General features: G+C 70.4%; 13 protein-coding genes. 8 read left to right on the top strand and 5 right to left on the bottom strand.

Features of this window, described 5'->3' with window-relative positions; all coding sequences use genetic code 11:
- Positions 1-4: 4 nt before the first annotated feature.
- From MYSTI_RS19605 to MYSTI_RS19595, 3 genes are all read right to left on the bottom strand, one after another.
- Positions 5-859 carry a hypothetical protein gene (locus MYSTI_RS19605; RefSeq protein WP_015349527.1) on the bottom strand — a complete coding sequence of 285 codons (855 nt, stop codon included), beginning with the start codon at positions 857-859 and terminating at the stop codon, positions 5-7.
- A 230-nt stretch (positions 860-1089) separates the two neighbouring features.
- Positions 1090-3771, bottom strand: coding sequence for a serine/threonine-protein kinase (locus MYSTI_RS19600; RefSeq protein ID WP_015349526.1), 2682 nt, complete (start codon positions 3769-3771; stop codon positions 1090-1092).
- Positions 3768-5429, bottom strand: a complete 1662-nt coding sequence (locus MYSTI_RS19595; RefSeq protein ID WP_015349525.1) for an adenylate/guanylate cyclase domain-containing protein — start codon at positions 5427-5429, stop codon at positions 3768-3770. Before MYSTI_RS19595 ends, MYSTI_RS19600 begins: the two co-directional genes overlap by 4 nt.
- 188 nt (positions 5430-5617) lie before the next feature.
- Between MYSTI_RS19595 and truD the strand changes: the two genes are divergently transcribed.
- The 7 genes from truD (at position 5618) to MYSTI_RS19560 (ending at position 14184) form a co-directional block, all read left to right on the top strand.
- Complete coding sequence (gene truD, locus MYSTI_RS19590; RefSeq protein WP_015349524.1) at positions 5618-7240, top strand: tRNA pseudouridine(13) synthase TruD; 1623 nt, start codon at positions 5618-5620, stop codon at positions 7238-7240.
- Positions 7241-7362: 122 nt separating this feature from the next.
- Positions 7363-7932: an RNA polymerase sigma factor gene (locus tag MYSTI_RS19585; protein ID WP_201769000.1), complete on the top strand. Its 570-nt coding sequence runs from the start codon at positions 7363-7365 to the stop codon at positions 7930-7932.
- Positions 7929-8432, top strand: coding sequence for a hypothetical protein (locus MYSTI_RS19580; RefSeq protein WP_015349522.1), 504 nt, complete (start codon positions 7929-7931; stop codon positions 8430-8432). The genes MYSTI_RS19585 and MYSTI_RS19580 overlap by 4 nt, the downstream gene beginning before the upstream one ends.
- A 7-nt stretch (positions 8433-8439) precedes the next feature.
- Complete coding sequence (locus MYSTI_RS19575) at positions 8440-9936, top strand: polymer-forming cytoskeletal protein (protein WP_015349521.1); 1497 nt, start codon at positions 8440-8442, stop codon at positions 9934-9936.
- A gap of 263 nt (positions 9937-10199) precedes the next feature.
- The gene (locus tag MYSTI_RS19570) at positions 10200-11546 is read left to right on the top strand and encodes a 2Fe-2S iron-sulfur cluster-binding protein (protein ID WP_015349520.1); all 1347 of its coding nucleotides are present in this window, start codon (positions 10200-10202) and stop codon (positions 11544-11546) included.
- Positions 11543-13030, top strand: coding sequence for an FAD-dependent oxidoreductase (locus tag MYSTI_RS19565; RefSeq protein ID WP_015349519.1), 1488 nt, complete (start codon positions 11543-11545; stop codon positions 13028-13030). The genes MYSTI_RS19570 and MYSTI_RS19565 overlap by 4 nt, the downstream gene beginning before the upstream one ends.
- A 359-nt stretch (positions 13031-13389) precedes the next feature.
- Positions 13390-14184, top strand: coding sequence for a trypsin-like serine peptidase (locus MYSTI_RS19560; RefSeq protein WP_015349518.1), 795 nt, complete (start codon positions 13390-13392; stop codon positions 14182-14184).
- Positions 14185-14191: 7 nt separating this feature from the next.
- Here the strand turns inward: MYSTI_RS19560 and MYSTI_RS19555 are convergent, their stop codons facing one another.
- Complete coding sequence (locus tag MYSTI_RS19555) at positions 14192-15049, bottom strand: SDR family NAD(P)-dependent oxidoreductase (RefSeq protein WP_015349517.1); 858 nt, start codon at positions 15047-15049, stop codon at positions 14192-14194.
- 182 nt (positions 15050-15231) lie between these two features.
- On the opposite strand from MYSTI_RS19555, the gene MYSTI_RS19550 reads away from it, so the two are divergent.
- Complete coding sequence (locus MYSTI_RS19550; protein WP_015349516.1) at positions 15232-15696, top strand: universal stress protein; 465 nt, start codon at positions 15232-15234, stop codon at positions 15694-15696.
- 18 nt (positions 15697-15714) lie between these two features.
- Here MYSTI_RS19550 and MYSTI_RS19545 read toward each other — a convergent pair whose 3' ends face one another.
- Positions 15715-16773: a hypothetical protein gene (locus tag MYSTI_RS19545; RefSeq protein WP_233278323.1), complete on the bottom strand. Its 1059-nt coding sequence runs from the start codon at positions 16771-16773 to the stop codon at positions 15715-15717.
- Positions 16774-16794 lie beyond the last annotated feature (21 nt).

Below are 16794 nucleotides of genomic sequence, written 5' to 3'. Positions count from 1 at the left end.
GGGCTCACATCGAGCGCGAGAGCACCACCGCGGCGGCCATGGACATCGCTCCGGCCGCCGCGAAGTGCAGCCAGGCCCTGCGGGACAGTCGGGTGCGGAGGGACTCGAGCTCGGAGCCCATCACCAGCAGCGCCGCTCGGCGCTTCTGACCGCGCAGGATGTACGTCCCCTCGCGGGGACCGCGGCTCAGCTCCCCCACCACGAAGCAGACCTCGCCCGGCATCCCCACGCGCTCCCACGACAACGCGGAGGGCTCCTCGAGCGGCGTCCAGGGAGGGCTGGTGCACTGGCGCGGACACACGGGCGCCATCACGGAGGCCGGGGAGAAACACACGTGCGCCCGTGAATGTGAACCCCGGAGCATCAGCGTGGGGGAGTAGCCCCGCTCGTGGGACAGGAGCGCGCCCTTCCTTCCGTGCTCGGCCACGCTGCGGACCTCGGACTCGAAGAACGCACAGGCGACACCTCCCGGAGAGGAGAGGACCTCGTCCGCGTCGAGCGTCCCCTGGAAGACACCCCACCCTCGCGCCTCTCCGGAGCGCAGCGCCGCCACCGCGTCATCCAAGGACTTCGGCGCCGTGCCTCCCAGCCCATCCGCGCTCAACCGCACGCGAGAGCCCCGCACCGCCAGCAAGGCGGAGAGCATCACCAGCGCGAGCGCCACGGACCTGTCGACGGCCTCGGACGACAGGACGTCCTGCGTCCAGAGCGCCCCCAGCGCCAGGAGGCCGAACCAGAGGGCCAGTCCTCGAGGGGGCCGCGACGCCACGCATCGTCGTCCCTGACTGAACGCAGCCGACACGAGCGCCGCGAGGAACGCGGCGTAGAGGGGCGCAACGAGGACGCGCCAGAAGCTCATTCCTTCCCTCCGGCAGCCGGGCCCGAGCCCGTTGCACCGGCCATGGACAGCGAGGAAAGGTGGGGCGCGAGGACAGGGCGCGCAAGGCCACGCGGGGCGGGTCACCCGGAGCGACGCCCGGGGTGTCCGAAACATGAGGCTTGTGTGCGGAACGCCCGAGGCCAGGTCCGTGCCCCCGCCGCTCCTGTTCGCCGCGACACAGTGGGTCCGCCCGTCTTTCGACGAGGGCGCTACTGCTCCTGGCCGGAGGCCACCTTGCGCGGGGGACGGGCTTCCAGTTGGCCCCGCACCTTCAAGTCATCGAAGGTGCAGGCGAGGTTGCGGCAGCCCACCGCCACCTTGCCCACGCGGTGGGCCAGGCCCGGCAACAGCTTCCGAGCGAAGCGCTGCCGGCCCAGGAAGCCTTCCGCCAGCACGACGCCGCCCTTCATCGGACTCAGCTTCAGACGCACCACATACGGCCCCGTCGTGGGCAACGGCATCTCGTCCTCGACGAGCCCGTCGGTGTCCTGGGCGCTGTTGCCGACGACCTCCTGCCCATCCTCCGTGAAGTAGCGCCACGCCAGGCGCATGCCCACCTCGGGGATGGCGAAGGCCGACACCTGGAGGTCCTTGATGCGGAAGGACAGCTCGCCGTAGTGCTGCGCGTCTGGCTCCTCGGGGTACTCCTTCCCGAGCGGCTTGACGTCCATCACCACCTGCGCGTCGAAGTTGTCGGCCGCGAAGTAGCGGTGCGCCACATAGGCGCGAGGCACCAGCCGCCGTCCCCCCGCGTCCTGTCCGCCCTGCCACGCGCGCAGTTGGCCGTCCTGGAGCTTCCAGTCACCGCTGTGGAGGTTGAGTTCCTCGGTGCCCTTGTCGTCGAAGGAGACCTCGAAGCGGGACTCGCCCTCCGGCGTCTTCGACTCCACCAGGTTCGCCGTGGCGAAGGCCTCACGGTACGTGTTCGGCGGCCACGCCTTCGTGCCCGTGCGGACCTTCACGCCCTGGGTGCCGATGACGACGTTGTCGTCCTTGCCGACGTGCACACTCACCGGCACCAGCTTGGCCACGATGCCAATCAGCGCCGCCGCGCCGACGACCGTCAAGCCCGCGCGCATGCCGCGCCAGCCCGTGCGGAAGCGGCGCGCCAGCTGGCTCGCGGACCTGCGCCTCGTCCGAGGCTGGCGATCCGTGATGAGCCCCGCCGCCAAGCCCCCGGGCACGGACGACGTGGAGATCATCACCTCCAGGGCCGCGCAGAGGTCCCCCGCCTTCGCGTAGCGGGCCTCGGGGTCTGTCTCCAGGAGACGCTCCACCACCAGGTCCACACGAGGGTCCAGCCCCGGAACGCGCTGCGAGGGCAGCTTGAAGCGCCCCAACGGCAGCTCTCCGGTGAGCACCTCGTAGAGCACCACGCCCAGCGAGAACAGGTCCGCGCGGCCGTCGACGTTCTTCGCGTCGCGCCGCTGCTCCGGGGCCATGTAGTTCAGCGTGCCCATGGCCACCGCCGTCGCGGTGAGCTGCAGCCGGGACTCCGACTGGCGAATGCCCGCAAGTCCGAAGTCCGCCACCTTCACGTTGCCGCGCCCGTCCAGGAGGATGTTCTCCGGCTTGAGGTCGCGGTGGATGATGTCCTTGTCGTGCGCGCACTCGATGGCGCGCGCGGCCTGGAGCAGCAGCTTCAGGCCCTGCTGCGGCGTGAGCGCGCTCGCGGAGATGGCCTCGCGCAGCGAGCGCCCCTCCACGAACTCCATCACGAAGTAGTAGTGCTCGCCCGCGACGCCGCGGTCGATGATCTGCACGATGTTCGGGTGATTGAGGGCGGCGAGCGCCGTGGCCTCCTTCTCGAACCGCGCGACGAACTCCGGGTCCTTCGCCAGCTTCGGCGGCAGGAGCTTCACCGCCACCGTGCGCCCGAGCGACGTCTGGCGCGCGAGCCACACCTCGCCCATGCCACCGCGCCCCAGCATCTCCTGGAGCTCGAACCCGGGCAGCGACACCCGGGCCGCCGCCACGAAGGTCTCCACGGCGTGCACGTCCATGTCCGAGTCCGCCTGGCCGCGCCCCGTGGGCACCGCGGAGCGCACCAGCGTCGCCCCCACGGGCTCGTCCATGCGCGAGGCCGACGAGGGCAGGGCCACGCCACTCGGCCCCTCCCCGCCACCGGGGACCTCCCTCGAATCGCCTTCCGGCATGGGAACTCCTGGCAGCGCGTCCGCGCGCGCGGACGCGTCCTCCCGCCCCGACGCCGAGCCCGCGCTCCCGCCATGACTCGACGACTCGCCGCCCACCGCGACCCCCGGGAGCTGGACGCCGCTCGGAGAGGCAATGCCCCCCGAGACGAACGTCGGCGAGCTTCCACCCGCCAGCTCCGTGTGCCCGGCGACGCTGACGCCCGCTTCGGCCGCCGAAGGTCCGGCGGCGGTGTTGTCGGACGACCGCTCCGGCGAAGCCTCGCTCACCGCGCCACCCTCGTCGCCCGGGACTCCCGTCGACGGGTTGCCCGGCACCACTCCCGAGCGCGACACACCACTCGACCGCATGCCACTCCCCTGCCCCACCTTCGAATTGCCCGGCCCTGAGTCCTGCACGGCCTCACGCGAGTCCCGCGACGGCGGCGGCTGGGTGGCATCCCGGAGCGCCCCGCCATTGGCGTAGGGCGCACTCGAGATGTGCTCATCCTCGCGCAGCCCCGGCACCACGGTGTCTCGCGTGTGCTCGTCTCGCGTGCGATGCGGCGCGAACGTCGTGTTCGACCCGATGTCCCTCGAAATCGACGAGGCGTTCTGCGTCCCCGGCCGCGCGCTGCCCCCGTCCTGGCGGCGCACCTCGAACCGGATGCCGCAGCGGCACGTCAACTTCTGGCCGCTGACGTAGACCCGGGTGTCGTGCTGGGTCCCGCAGTTGGGACACTCCTGGGTCGTCGTCATGCGCGGCGCGGGGAAGCGGCGGTCGTGTATTCCACGCCATGGACTCGGTAGGTCGGAACCGCCTTCTCCTTGCCCTTGACGGTGAGCGCCGGCAGCTCCTCCACGTCGAAGCCCGCACCGGCCTTGCGCACCGTCGTCTCGGACGCGAGCACCTCACCGCTCTTGGCCATGCCGCACAGCCGCGAGGCCGTGTTCACCGTGTCGCCAATGGCCGTGAACTCGTGCCGCTCCGCGCTGCCCATGTAGCCGACAACCGCCTGACCCGTGTTGATGCCGATGCCCACCTCGATGGGCGCCTTGCCCGCCTCCACGCGCTGGCGGTTGATGCCCTCCACCGCGTCCTGCATCTCCAGCGCCGCGCGCAGCGCCCGCGCCGCGTCGTCCGGGTGCGAGAGCGGCGGGCCCCATACCGCCATCACGCAGTCGCCGATGAACTTGTCCAGGTTCCCCTCGTAGCGGAACACCACGTCCGCCATCGACGAGAAGAACATGTTCAGCATGGAGACGACTTCCTGCGGCGACTCGTTCTCGGAGATGGTGGTGAAGCCTCGGATGTCCGCGAACAGGCAGCTCACCTCCGCCAACCGGCTCTGTCGCAGGTCCTCCGTCTCGCCGGAGATCACCGCGTCCGCCACCGCCTTGGACAGGAAGCGGCTCAGCTCCGCGCGCGTGACGGCCTCCGCGCGGATCTGCTCACCCAGCGCGGCGTTCTCCAGCGCGATGCTCGCCTGCGAGGCGATGCCGGAGAGGATGTTCAGGTCCTTCTCCGAGAACGCGTTGATCTGCTGGCGGCTGTCCAGGAACAGCACCGCCTGGATCTTCGAGTTCACCATCAGCGGCACGGCCATGGCGGAGCGGATGCCCTGCGCGACGATGCTCTCCGCCGCGGAGAAGCGCTCGTCGATGATGGCGTCCGCAGTCAGCACCGCCTTGCCCGTCTCCACCACGCGCTTGAGCACGGTGTCGGAGAGCATCACGTTGACCGGCTTGCCCGTGCGGTGGTGCACCGCCGCCGGGATGAACTCCCCATCCCCGGCGACCTTCAGGATGACGCCGTGGTCCGCGGCCAGGAGCTGGAAGGCGACCTTGAGGATCTGCTCGAACAGGCCCGTCTGGGTGCCCTGCAAGCCCACCTGCCGGTGGAACTCGTGCGCGATGCGCAGCTTCTCGTAGTCGCGGCGCAGCGCCTCCCCGTCCGTCATCTGCTCGACGGGGCGGAAGTTTTGCGGCACCTGGTCCATCTGCGCCAGGAAGGCGGGCATGGACACCGACTGAGCCACCACCGTCACCCCCGGCGCGGTGGGCGCGTTGGGGTTCACCGCGGGGTCGCCGCTGTGGAAGATGAGCCGCGAGCCTCCCAGGGCAATCTCGTCCCCGTCCCGCAGCCGCAGCTCCTTCACCCGCTTGCCGTTGACGAACGTCCCGTTGGAGGACCCCAGGTCCTTGAGGACGAACTCCTTGCCGACCCGCTCGATGGTCGCGTGCTCCTTGGAGACCTCCCGGTCGACCAGGCGCAGCGTGTTGGACGGATGCCGGCCGAGCGACGTCAGCGGCCCCAGGGGGAACTCCCCCAGAGTGCCGTCCGCGAAGCGCCCGGTCAGTCGGGGGCCTCGAAGCTGCCCGGATTTCGGGGCGAATGGGGCGGGAACCTGGCTCACGCGCGAATCCTCACCGGCCCGGACACTACCAGAGCCTTTCGCGCGCGGGGAACGTCTGGCACACCCCCCAGGCCTGCTGCCCCCCGGAGGGCTGCACGGCTGGTCAGGGTCCCGGACCTGGGACGGCGCGTCACCCAAGCCCTACCGCCCCGCTTCTCTCTAGAGGCCCACACTGGTAAGGGGGGCCCGTGCGAATCAAACAGAAGCCCGAAGACTTCAGCGTCAAGGAATCCTACCGGTTCGATGAAGTCTCCGGGGGGCGCTTCCGCGTCTACCTGATGGACAAGCAGAAGCTGTCCACGTTCGACGCGGTGACCCGCCTGCGCGACGCATTCGGCCTGCGGCCGGGCGCCATCAGCTACTGCGGCCTGAAGGACAAGCAGGGCCGCACCGAGCAGCTCATCGCCGTGGACGGCGCGGACGTGGACATGCAGGAGCCCGACCTGCGCCTGAAGTACCTGGGCCGGACGAACAAGGCCCTGTCCTCCGCCAACATCACGTCCAACCGCTTCTCCGTGACGGTCCGCTCCCTGGGCCCGGAGTCGCTGGGGCCCCTGAACGTGGCCGCCGCCGAGGTCAACCGCCTGGGCGTGGTCAACTACTTCGACAGCCAGCGCTTCGGCTCGCTGAAGCACGGCCAGGGCTTCATCGCCAAGGACCTGATCCGGGGCGACTTCGAGGCCGCGCTGCACAACTACCTGGCCAAGCCGTCGGACCTGGACCGCTCCGAGGACGCCAAGGTGAAGGCCTTCTGGCGCGACAACTGGGGCAAGTGGGACTCGCGCGTCCCCTTCGAGGGCACCAAGAAGTACCACCGCGTCCTGCGCTCGCTGCGCGAGGAGCCCAAGGACTTCGCCCGCGCCTTCCTGCAGATCGACTCGGACTACCGCGCCATGCAGTTGTTCACGTACCAGAGCTACCTCTGGAACGAGGGCGTGCGGCGCTACCTCCAGATCCTCCTGCCGCGCGAGTCGCTGTTCCCCATGCGCTACCAGGCGGGCACGCTGCTGTTCCACCGCGACGCGGACCCGGAGACGCTGCGCGTGCTGCGCGACGCCACCTTCCCCCTGCTCGCGCCGGACACCCGGTTCACCGACCCGAAGGTGGAGGAGGCCGTGCGCTGGGTGCTGGGCCGCGAGAAGCTCCAGCTCTCCGACCTGACCATCCCCGGAGCGGAGCGCATGCTCTTCTTCAAGCACGAGGAGCGGCCGGTCCTCTCCTTCCCGCACAAGCTGGTCATCGGCCGCGCGCAGGCCGACGAGCTCAACCGGGGCCACGTGAAGTCCAACGTCGCCTTCACCCTGCCGCCCGGTGCGTACGCCACCCTGGTCGTCAAGCGCCTGTTCCACTTCGAGTACACCGAGGACACGCCCGAGGAGATTCGCGCGTCCCAGCGGCCCAAGCTCGTGGAGTTGGAGCAGGCCGAGGCGGCCCCCTCCAGCCGCCGCGGTCCCCCGGTCCGCGAGAGCCGCGGAGGCACCCGCGACACCCGCGCTCCCCGGCGTGAGAGCCGGGACGACACCCGCTCGCCCCGGCGTGAGAGCCGAGACGACGACACCCGCGCTCCCCGGCGCGAAGCCCGTGCCGGCGCCCGCGACGCCACGGAGCGGGCTTCGACCGCCAAGGGCTCCGGCAGGACCTCCACCCGGTCCGCCGCGCCCAAGGCCCCCGCCAAGGCCGCTCCCCCGGTGGAGGAGCAGGCCCCCTCCGTCCCGCTGGGATTCCGTGAAAAACAGCGTCAGCGCAAGGCCGCCCGCGAGGTGGCCCGGGCCGAGACGGCCGCCAAGCGCCCGAAATCACGGAAGAAATAATTTCGCGGTGAGCGAAAATCCTTTGGACGCAATGGAGGGGACACGGCGCCGTAGACGAGGACGTGAACGCTCTCGCCCTCGACGACGTGCCCGGGAAGCTCGCCCATGCCATCGGGATGCTGATGGCAGATGACGCCGTCCAGCTCCCCTGGAAGGCCGACGTCCAGGCGGCCCGCCGGGGTGACCCCTCAGCCTTCGAGACCCTGGTGCGCAGCGTCCAGCGCCAGGTCTACGGTCTCGCGCTTCGCCTGCTCCAGAGCGAGGCCGAGGCCGCCGAGGTCTCGCAGGAAGCCTTGCTTCGCGCGTACCAGAATCTCCACCGGTACGACGACTCGCGCCCCTTCGACTTGTGGGTGCTGGCCATCACTCGCAACCTCTGCCTGGACCTGCTCCGGCGCCGCACCAAGGTGCGCACCGAGGAGCTGGAGCCCATGAAGGAGGTCCTCCCCAGCGGCGAGGCGTCGCAGGAGGAAGGCGCCATCGCCCGCGAGGAGCGCCAGTCGCTCGAGGACGCGATGGCCACGCTCTCCGTCGACGACCGTGAAGTCCTCGCGCTCTACTACGTCCAGAAGCGCACGACGAAGGAGATCGCGCAGATCCTCGGGTGTGCTCCTGGCACCATCATGGCCCGGCTCTTCAGGGCCCGGGAGAAGCTGCGAAAGAAGATGACCACGGAGGAGGCCCCCCGATGAGCGCGCAACCTTGCCCCGACCTCGAGGTCCTCTTCGCCGAGCTGGAAGAAGGCGAAGGCTCCGCCCTGGACCACGCCGCTGACTGCTCCGCCTGCTCCGCCGTCCTCGAAGAGCACCGGCTGATGGAGCAGGACCTGTACCGGTTGGCGGACCCGCTCCCTCCGCCCACCCTGGTGGCGAGCGTCATGGCACGCGTCGCCACGGAGCCCGTACCTCAACGTCGCGAGGTCTGGTCCGGGCTCACCATCCTGATGTCCTCGCTGATTGGGGGTCTGGGAATCCTGGTGATGAGCGACCAGGCCCTCGGTCGGTTGGGAACGAGTGTCGCAAGCCTCCTGGTGGAGGGGCGGTTGTTCGTCGAGGGCCTGCTGAGTGGTGCCCGCGCGCTGTGGTCCACCGAGGGATTGGCCGTGGCGGCCGTCCTCGCATTCCTCCTCCTGACGTCCCTGGCAGGTCTCAAGCGTCTCGCAGGCAGCGCCCCCACCCCCTCCGAAGCCTGAGCAACCCATGAAGATCTCCCCTCGCTTCCTCATCCCCGCGTTGCTCATGGGCGCCCCCCTCTCGCTCGCCGAGACCGCCCAGGCTCCTCAATCCCAGACGGCCCCCGCCGCGAAGACCATCGACGTCAGCTTCCGCGGCAGCCTTCGCGACGCGCTCAAGACCATCGCCAACAAGGGCGGGCTGAACCTCGTCGTCACCGGCGACCTGGATGTCCCCGCGGAGGTGCACCTGCGTGGCATCACCGCCGAGCAGGCCCTGCGCACCGTGGCCCGCGCCTACTCGCTGCGCCTGGAGGATGACGGCGCCATCACCACCCTCCGGCCGATGACGGCCCAGGAGAAGGACGCCCTGGCGCAGGGCACTCCCGCTCCGACGAGCCCCGCCGCGGCGCCGCAGGCTCCCGCCGCGCCGGCCCCGCCGGTTCCTCCCGAGCCGCCCAAGTCCACCGGCGACGTGGGTGACGACGTGGACGCCGTGGTCAACGAGGCGCTCAGCGGCGTGGACCTGGAGTCGATGCACGAGGTGCGCGAGCAGATCCGCGAGAAGCTCAAGCAGACGCGGGATGAGATCAAGCGCTCGCGCCGCTCGGGTGGACGCAACGTGGTGGCGCGCGGACAGTCGCTCGAGGTGAAGGAGGACCAGTTCGTCCAGAGCGCCGTGGTGTACGGCGGCAACCTGGTGGTGAAGGGCAGCGTGGAGAACGACGCGGTGGCCTTCGGAGGCAACCTCATCATCCACGGCCACGTGTCCGGTGATGCCCACGCCTTCGGTGGCAACGTCATCCTCAAGCAGGGCGCCAGCGTGGAAGGCGACGTGTCGTCCTTCGGCGGCAACGTGGAGCGCGAGGACGAGTCCCACGTGGAGGGCAGCATCAACACCTTCGGCGGCGCCAACATCGCCAACATCGTCGAGGGGGAGCTCAAGAAGAGCTGGAAGGAGTCCCGGAACCCCGGCTCCGAGCAGAACCACGCCTCGGACGACGAGGACGACGACAACGGCGGGGGCCTGGCGTCGCTCATCCTCACCTTCGCGGTGCTCTTCGGTCTGGGCTTCCTGGGGCAGATGTTCGTCCCCAACCGGATGAAGCTCCTGGGCGACGAGATTCGCGCCCGGCCCCTGCAGAGCGGGCTCACCGGCCTGTTCGGCATGCTGGCGATGATTCCCCTGACGGTGGTGCTGTGCGTCACCATCATCGGCATCCCCGCGGCCGTCCTGCTGTGGATGGCGGCCCCCCTGGCCGTGGCCCTGGGCTTCGCGGCGGTGGCGAGCGAGGTGGGTGCCCGCATCCCGGTGATGCGCGGACGGAAGACGCAGGCCATCGTGCTGGCGCTCGGTCTGCTGGTCACGCTGGTGGTGGGCTCCGTGCCGGTGCTGGGTGTCATCATCTCCTCGCTCGTGGCCCTGGTCGGACTGGGCGCTGTCATCCGCACCCGCTTCGGCTACCGGCCGCGCGGCACGGGCATCCCGGAGCCCATCCACCCGCGCACCGAGCAGCCCATCTGACGCGAGCCGCACCGGATTCGCGGGATTGACTGGCGCATCAAGGTAGTCCGAGGGTCCGCCCTCTCCAGCGAGAAGCAGACACATCGGGGACTGTCACGAAGCCCTTACGGCGCGTGGCGGTCCCCGATGACGTTGAGCGGCGCTCTTAGAGAAGTTCCAGTGCGCCATCACTGGCACTGTCGGATGGGACGCATGACCGGGGTGCGTCATGCGCCGACAGGCTTTGACCACTCGGTCCGGGTACGCCATTTTGCGCGGCACCCATGCGACGCCTCCCAGATGCCTCGTTGCGCGGCAAGGCCATCACCGTGGACCTCGAGGGCGAGAGCATCCCCGCCATCGAAGGCGAGCCGGTGGCGTGCTCTCTCGTCGCCGCGGGCGAGCCCACGCTTGCCCGTTCCGTGAAGTACCACCGCCCTCGCGGGCCCTTCTGTTTCGCCGCCGCGTGCTCGCAGTGTCTGATGCGGGTGGACGGCCTGCCCAACGTCTACACCTGCCGCACGCCCGCTCGCGAAGGCATGAAGCTGGAGCGACAGAACGCCTTCCCCTCCGCGAAGGTGGACGTGTTCGAGACCATCGACTGGTTCTTCCCCAAGGGGCTGGACCACCACGAGATGTTCGCGGGAGTCCCCGTCGCGGAGACGGTGATGGCCAAGGTCGCCCGGCAGCTCGCCGGCCTGGGCCTCCTGCCCAAGGAAGAGGCCCCTGTTCCGCCCCGTGCCCGCACGCTGCGCACCCGCGTGGCGATGGTGGGCGGTGGCGCCGCGGGGCTCGCCGCCGCGCGGGAGTTGACCGAGCAAGGCATCCCCTTCCTCCTGTTCGAGCGCGAGGAGCATCTGGGCGGCCGGCTGGCCCATGGCGCTCCGGAGAAGGATGCCCCGGCCATCACGGACGCGGGCTCGCTGGCGAAGGACAGCGTCTTCACCCGCGCCACGGCGCTGGGCCTGTACGACGACGAGGACGGTCGCTACCTCGCGGTGGGCGCCTGGGAGCCCGGCGGCGTGCGCCTCTTGAAGGTCTACGCGGAGCGCTTCCTGCTGACCCCGGGCGGCCACCCGCCCACCATCCCGTTCGAGAACAACGACCTGCCCGGCGTCTACGCGGGCCGCGCGGCCAGCCTGCTGCTGCGCCAGTACGCCGTGGCCCCGGAGGTCGCCGCGCTGGTGGGCTGGGGCGATGAGCTGTACGCGCTGGCCCGGCTGCTGGAAGAGCACGGCGTCGAGGTCGCCGCGGTGGTGGACCTCCAGGGTTCACCCCCTTCGGGTGGACATGCGCTGGCGACGCGGGGCTCCGAGCCCAAGGCCCATGGCCTGCGGCACGTGAGCGCCTTCAGCTTCACCACCTCCGACGGGAGCCGGCGCAAGCTGGACTGCGACGCGGTGCTGGTGTCCGTGCCGGTGAGCCCCAGCTTCGAGCTGGCGCGTCAGGGCGGCGCGAAGGTGTCGTTCGACGCGGGACGCGGGTTGTTCCGGGTAGAGGCGGACGGCCAGGGCCGCACCGAGGCCCAGGACGTGTACGTCGCGGGAGATGTCACGGGTGGAGGCAACGCCCGGCAGGCCGCCGAGGCGGGACAGCGCGCGGCGCGGGCGCTGGTGGGAGGACTGTCATGAGCAAGTCGATGATCTGCTCGTGCGAGGACGTCACCGCGGACGATGTGCGGCACGCCGTCTCGCGCGGGTATTGCGACGTGGAGTCGGTGAAGCGGTACACCGGTTTCGGCACCGGCATCTGCCAGGGCAAGAGCTGCCTGTCGGCGGTGGCCTCGCTGCTGGAGAAGGAGAAGGCGCTCAAGGCCGACGCGGTGGTGCCCTTCACGCCCCGCCCGCCCCTGTTCCCCACGGAGCTGAGCCTGCTGGCCAGCGCCCCCGTGGACGAGTCGCTGCCGCCCATCGGCGGCGTGCCCCAGGAAGTGGACGCCTTCCCCCAGGCGCTGCGGCCCGAGGGCCCCGTCCCCGCCAAGGCCAAGGTGGTCATCATCGGTGGCGGCGTCATGGGACTGGCGCTCGCGTACAACCTGGCGCGCTCGGGTGAGACGGACGTGGTGGTGCTGGAGCGCGGCTACCTGTGCGCGGGCGCGTCCGGCCGCAACGGCGGCGGCGTGCGCATGCAGTGGGGCACTCCCGCGCTGGTGGAGCTGGCCAAGCGCTCCATCGACGTGATGAAGGGCTTCGCCCGGGAGATGGGCATCAACGTCTGGCTGCGCCAGGGCGGCTACCTCTTCCTCGCGCGCAAGCCCGAGGTCGCCAAGCGGCTGGAGCGCAACGTCGCGCTGCACAACCGCTATGGCGTGCCCACCCGGCTCGTCACCCCGGACGCGGCGCGCGACATCGTCCCCGGCCTGACGATGAAGGGCTGCGTGGCGGCCTCCTTCAACCCCGAGGACGGCGTCATCTTCCCCTGGCCCTTCCTGTGGGGCTACGCGCAGGGTTGCCGCAAGAAGGGCGTCCGCGTGGAGACGTACACGGAGGTCACCGGCTTCGAGGTCAGCGGCGGCCAGGTGCGCAAGGTGAAGACGGACCGCGGCGACATCGCCTGTGACACCGTGGTGCTCGCGTCCGGCGCGTGGAGTCCGCAGGTGGCGAAGCTCGTGGGCGTGGACTTGCCCAACGAGCCGCACCGCCACGAAATCCTCAGCACCGAGCCCCTCAAGCCGTTCCTGGGGCCGCTGGTGTCCGTGCTCGACTCGGGCCTGTACTTCAGCCAGTCCATGCGCGGTGAAATCGTCGGCGGCATGGGCGACCCGAAGGAGCCGCCCGGGCTCAACATGGGCAGCACGCTGCGCTTCGTGTCCCGCTTCGCCCACGCCCTCATGGAGCAGCTCCCCCAGGTGGGCCACGTGAAGGTCCTCCGCCAGTGGGCCGGCTGCTACGACGTGACGCCGGACAACAACCCCATCCTCGGCCGCACCCCGGGGCTGGACAACCTGCTGCAGATGTCCGGCTTCGTCGGCCACGGCTTCATGATGGCCCCCGCCGTCGCCGAGCGCATGGCGGCGTGGATGATCACCGGCGAGTCCGATGAGCTCTTCACCCGCTTCAACCTGCGCCGCTTCGCCGAGGGCGCCCTGGAGCGCGAGGACATGATCATCGGCTGAGGCCGCTCGCCCCCACGCGGGAGCCACGGCACCTCGACGGGCCGCGTCCCTCCTCCGGGAGCCGGACGCGGCCCGTGTGCGTTACCGCCCTGTCCTGCCCCCGGACACCCGGTGCCTCGACTGACCGCGAAAGAGACAGCTCCCAGGAAAACAAGCAAACACTGAAAGTCACGAGTATTTGCCGCGGGGTGCGCGAAGGGGCTTTACACACCGGGGCCGAGGGACAGGAGCACGGGTGCACCACCGCGAAGGGCGCGGGTGCGGGCCTCCCGAGTGAAACCGTCCGGCGCGAGACACTGGCACGGGGTGTGCCACGGCCACGCCGCGCGCAATCCCGCGCGTGGTGGAGGAGTCCCCCGATGATCGCGAAGAGCATGCGTGCGTTGTTCCTGGTGGGTGCGCTGTCGGCGTGCGGTACGGAGCAGGCCCCCGACGTGCCGAACGCGGATGGCACCGAGCCGCTCCAGTCGCAGGAGTCCACCGTCATCGTCGGCTCGGTGAACTGGGTCAGCGCCACCACGTTGACGGGCACGCAGCGCACGCGCTCCAAGGCGGTGGGCTATCTGTCCATTCCGGCCGTGGGCTCGCGCTGCACCGCGTGGCTGGTGTCCCCCGACGTCATCATCACCAACAACCACTGCATCGGCAGCGCGTCGGAGGCCGTGGGTGCGCGCGCCTCGTTCAACTACGAGGACGGCGTCGCCTCCGCCAGCCGCGTCTGGTACGCCTGCGCCACGCTCATCAAGACGTGGTCCGGCGACGACATGACGGCGCTGCGCTGCACGGCGACGAACGGGCAGTTGCCCGGCAACGTGTATGGCTGGCTGACGGTGTCCGCCACGAACGCGGCCACCAACGCCAGCATCTACGTGGTGCACCAGAACTGCGACTACTACACGACGTCCGGCTGCACCCCGAACAAGAAGGGCTCGCCGGGCGTGGTGAAGAACGCGAACTACTCCACCACGGACCTGTCCTATGACGCGGACACGCTGGGCGGCTCCTCGGGCTCGCCGGTGCTCTCGTCCTCCACGCACCAGGTGGTCGGCCTGCACCACATCGGCCTCGGCGGCAACTCGCAGGGCCGCGGCACGGCCAACACGGGCGTGAAGGCCTCGCGCGTCAAGGCGCGCCTGGCGGAGATCGGCCTCTAGTCGTCCGTCACGCCGGAGTGGGCTCGCGCGCCAGCAGCACGGGCGACGCGAGCCCCACCGGCAGCACGCCCGGCCCCGATGGGCCACCGCCGCCCTTCACGCCGCGGAGCACCAGCCGCCCCAGGCTCCGCTTCAGGGCACGAGGCAGGAGCGGCAACAGTCGCATCACCCAGCGGTGCCCCAGGCCCGGATACACCAGGGGCTCACCGCGCTCGAATGCCGCCAGCGCGTCCCGGGCGCAGCGCCGCGCGGAGATCTGGAAGAAAGGCGCCAGGGCCTCGTCCTCGTCCCCCAGCGGCCCCGGAGCCACGCGGGTGACGACGACGCCGCGCCCCTCCACCTCCAGCCGCAGGGACTCCGTGAGGCCGTCGAGGAAGCGCTGGGTGGCGGCGAACATCGCGGCCCCGGGCAGGAACAGCTGCGCCGCCCCCGAGCCGATGTTCAGCACCCCACCCCGGCCCCGCTCCAGCATGGGGACCACCAGGCGGTGGGTCAGCAGCGAGGGCACCCACACATTCGCGCGCAGCAGCGCCTCCAGCCCGTTCCACGACACCTGGGCGAAGAGCCCCTGCCCGCCCCAGGCCGCCGTGTTCACCAGCACGTCCACGCGGACGAAGTGCGACTCCAGGGAGGCCAGGAGCGTGTCGACCTCGCGGGGCTCGCCCACGTCGCACCGCTCCAGGATGACGCCGAGCGTGGGGTAGAGGGAGAGCAGCTCCTCGCGCAGGGGCTTTAGCCGCTCCACGTCCCGGTCCACCAGGACCAGCGTGCGAACGCGCCGCGACAACAGCCGCGCAAGCTCCTGTGCGATTCCCTCCGACGCACCGGTGATGAGGACCGTGCCGTGGTCAATGGGAGGACGCATCAAGAAGACACCTCGTCTCAGGTGGCCATCGTGCGCACGAAACGCGCAGCGCGCTCGCCCCCCCGCAAGCCCTGCGCGCCACCATGGCGAGCGTCCGGGCGGGCGCTGGCATGGAACTTCCACTGAGACGCTCCCAGCCCCATTCCCAAGTGCAGGGGCATTCCCACGCCAAGGAGCAGCCCATGGCCGCGCCGTCTCGAATCCTGGTCCCCGTCGACTTGAGTGAAGGCTCGCGCTCCGTCGTCGACTACGCGCTGCACCTGGCCAGTCCCTTCGGTGCTTCCGTGGACGTGGTGCACGCCTGGGAGCCGCCCCAGTACGTGGCGCCCGACCTGCTGGTGGCCGCGCCGGGATGGAACTCGCTCTCCCTGGAGCAGGTGGCGATGGAGACCGCGAACAAGGAGCTGGGCAACCTGCTCCGGCAGATGGGCCCTCCAGGAGTCCCCCTCGAGCACCGGGTGATGGTGGGCGAGGCCGCCTCCACCATCCTCGAGCTGGCGGAGAAGGAAGGCTTCGACCTCATCATCATGGGCACCCACGGACGGCGCGGCCTGCCTCGGCTCCTCCTGGGCAGCGTCGCGCAGAAGGTGGTCTCCCGCGCGACCTGCCCCGTGCTCACGCTGCACGTCGCGGCGGAAAAGAAGTAGCCACCCAGGACGCGCTGGCTAGCGGCCCAGGGCGGCGCGCTCGGCGGCCTCGCGCCGCCGGGCCGCGAGCACGGTGGGCAGCGCGAGCACCACCATGGCCACCATGACGAGCCCCGCGCCCATCAACTCCCGCGCGCCCACGCCGGGCAGCCCCATCCCCACCGACAAGCCCACCGAGGCCACCACGCCAGCCAGCACGCTGGAGGCCCGGTTCACCGGCACGGAGAAGGCGTTCTCCCGCGCATCCAGCAGGATGAGCCCCCCGAAGATGCCCGTGCCCTGGGACAGCAGGCCCACCGCCATCTCCTCCAGCAGGCGGCCTCGGGCGAACATCCCCAGGAAGCCCTCGCGGATGTCCAGCGCGGGCACCGAGCCCCCCCAGAGCGCCGCCAGCACGAGGATGAGCACCAGGAAGGGCGTGGCCACCATCTGCTCCTCCACGAAGTAGCGGGTGGAGAGCGCCTTGTCCTCGGACTTGGCCAGCCGGCTCATCGCCCGCAGGCGGATGAAGTAGCTCAGCAGGTACACGCCCACGTCCACCGCGGCCACCACCGACAGCATGGCCCGGGCATCCGACGCCGACGCGACGATCACGGCCGACAGGCTCAACCCCAACGCCAGCCACGAGGGCCACTTCACCCGCCGCCGGCTGAGCACGTCCACCACCGGCGCCAGCACCAGCACCCCGCCGCGCATCAGCAACATCATGAAGACAATGGAGGTCCCCTCCAGCGCATACGCCAGCGTCGTGGTGGCGATGATGGCCGCCGAGCACATGCCCGACATGAACGTCCAGGCGCCGGGCATGGGCACCTTCACGCCCATCACCTCGCGCCGCGACGCGAAGCGCCACCAGCGCTTGAGCGATAGGAAGACGAACATGCCCACCATCGACGTCACCGCGCTCACCGGCAGCAGCGTGAAGCCGACGATGCCCTGTTCCATTCCTGGGAGCGCACCGGTCGACAGCGCCTTCGTCAACGCGCTGTAGGGGGCATACGCCGCGAAGTACCCCAGGGCGTAGAGCCAGATGGTCAGGTCGTGGGAGTCGTCGGGCTGCGTCACGGGAGTGGCCACGGGAGAGACCTCGGTGTGGGA

Source organism: Myxococcus stipitatus DSM 14675, from assembly GCF_000331735.1.
GTDB lineage: Bacteria > Myxococcota > Myxococcia > Myxococcales > Myxococcaceae > Myxococcus > Myxococcus stipitatus.
The sequence above is the reverse complement of the archived record's forward strand: the minus strand, read 5'-3'. Positions and strand labels throughout refer to the sequence as shown.

Coding starts and splice junctions, on each gene's coding strand:
- MYSTI_RS19605 (WP_015349527.1), bottom strand. CDS start 859: ATGAGCTTCTGGCGCGTCCTCGTTGCGCCCCTCTACGCCGCGTTCCTC.
- MYSTI_RS19600 (WP_015349526.1), bottom strand. CDS start 3,771: ATGACGACGACCCAGGAGTGTCCCAACTGCGGGACCCAGCACGACACC.
- MYSTI_RS19585 (WP_201769000.1), top strand. CDS start 7,363: ATGGCAGATGACGCCGTCCAGCTCCCCTGGAAGGCCGACGTCCAGGCG.
- MYSTI_RS19580 (WP_015349522.1), top strand. CDS start 7,929: ATGAGCGCGCAACCTTGCCCCGACCTCGAGGTCCTCTTCGCCGAGCTG.
- MYSTI_RS19575 (WP_015349521.1), top strand. CDS start 8,440: ATGAAGATCTCCCCTCGCTTCCTCATCCCCGCGTTGCTCATGGGCGCC.
- MYSTI_RS19570 (WP_015349520.1), top strand. CDS start 10,200: ATGCGACGCCTCCCAGATGCCTCGTTGCGCGGCAAGGCCATCACCGTG.
- MYSTI_RS19565 (WP_015349519.1), top strand. CDS start 11,543: ATGAGCAAGTCGATGATCTGCTCGTGCGAGGACGTCACCGCGGACGAT.
- MYSTI_RS19560 (WP_015349518.1), top strand. CDS start 13,390: ATGATCGCGAAGAGCATGCGTGCGTTGTTCCTGGTGGGTGCGCTGTCG.
- MYSTI_RS19555 (WP_015349517.1), bottom strand. CDS start 15,049: ATGCGTCCTCCCATTGACCACGGCACGGTCCTCATCACCGGTGCGTCG.
- MYSTI_RS19550 (WP_015349516.1), top strand. CDS start 15,232: ATGGCCGCGCCGTCTCGAATCCTGGTCCCCGTCGACTTGAGTGAAGGC.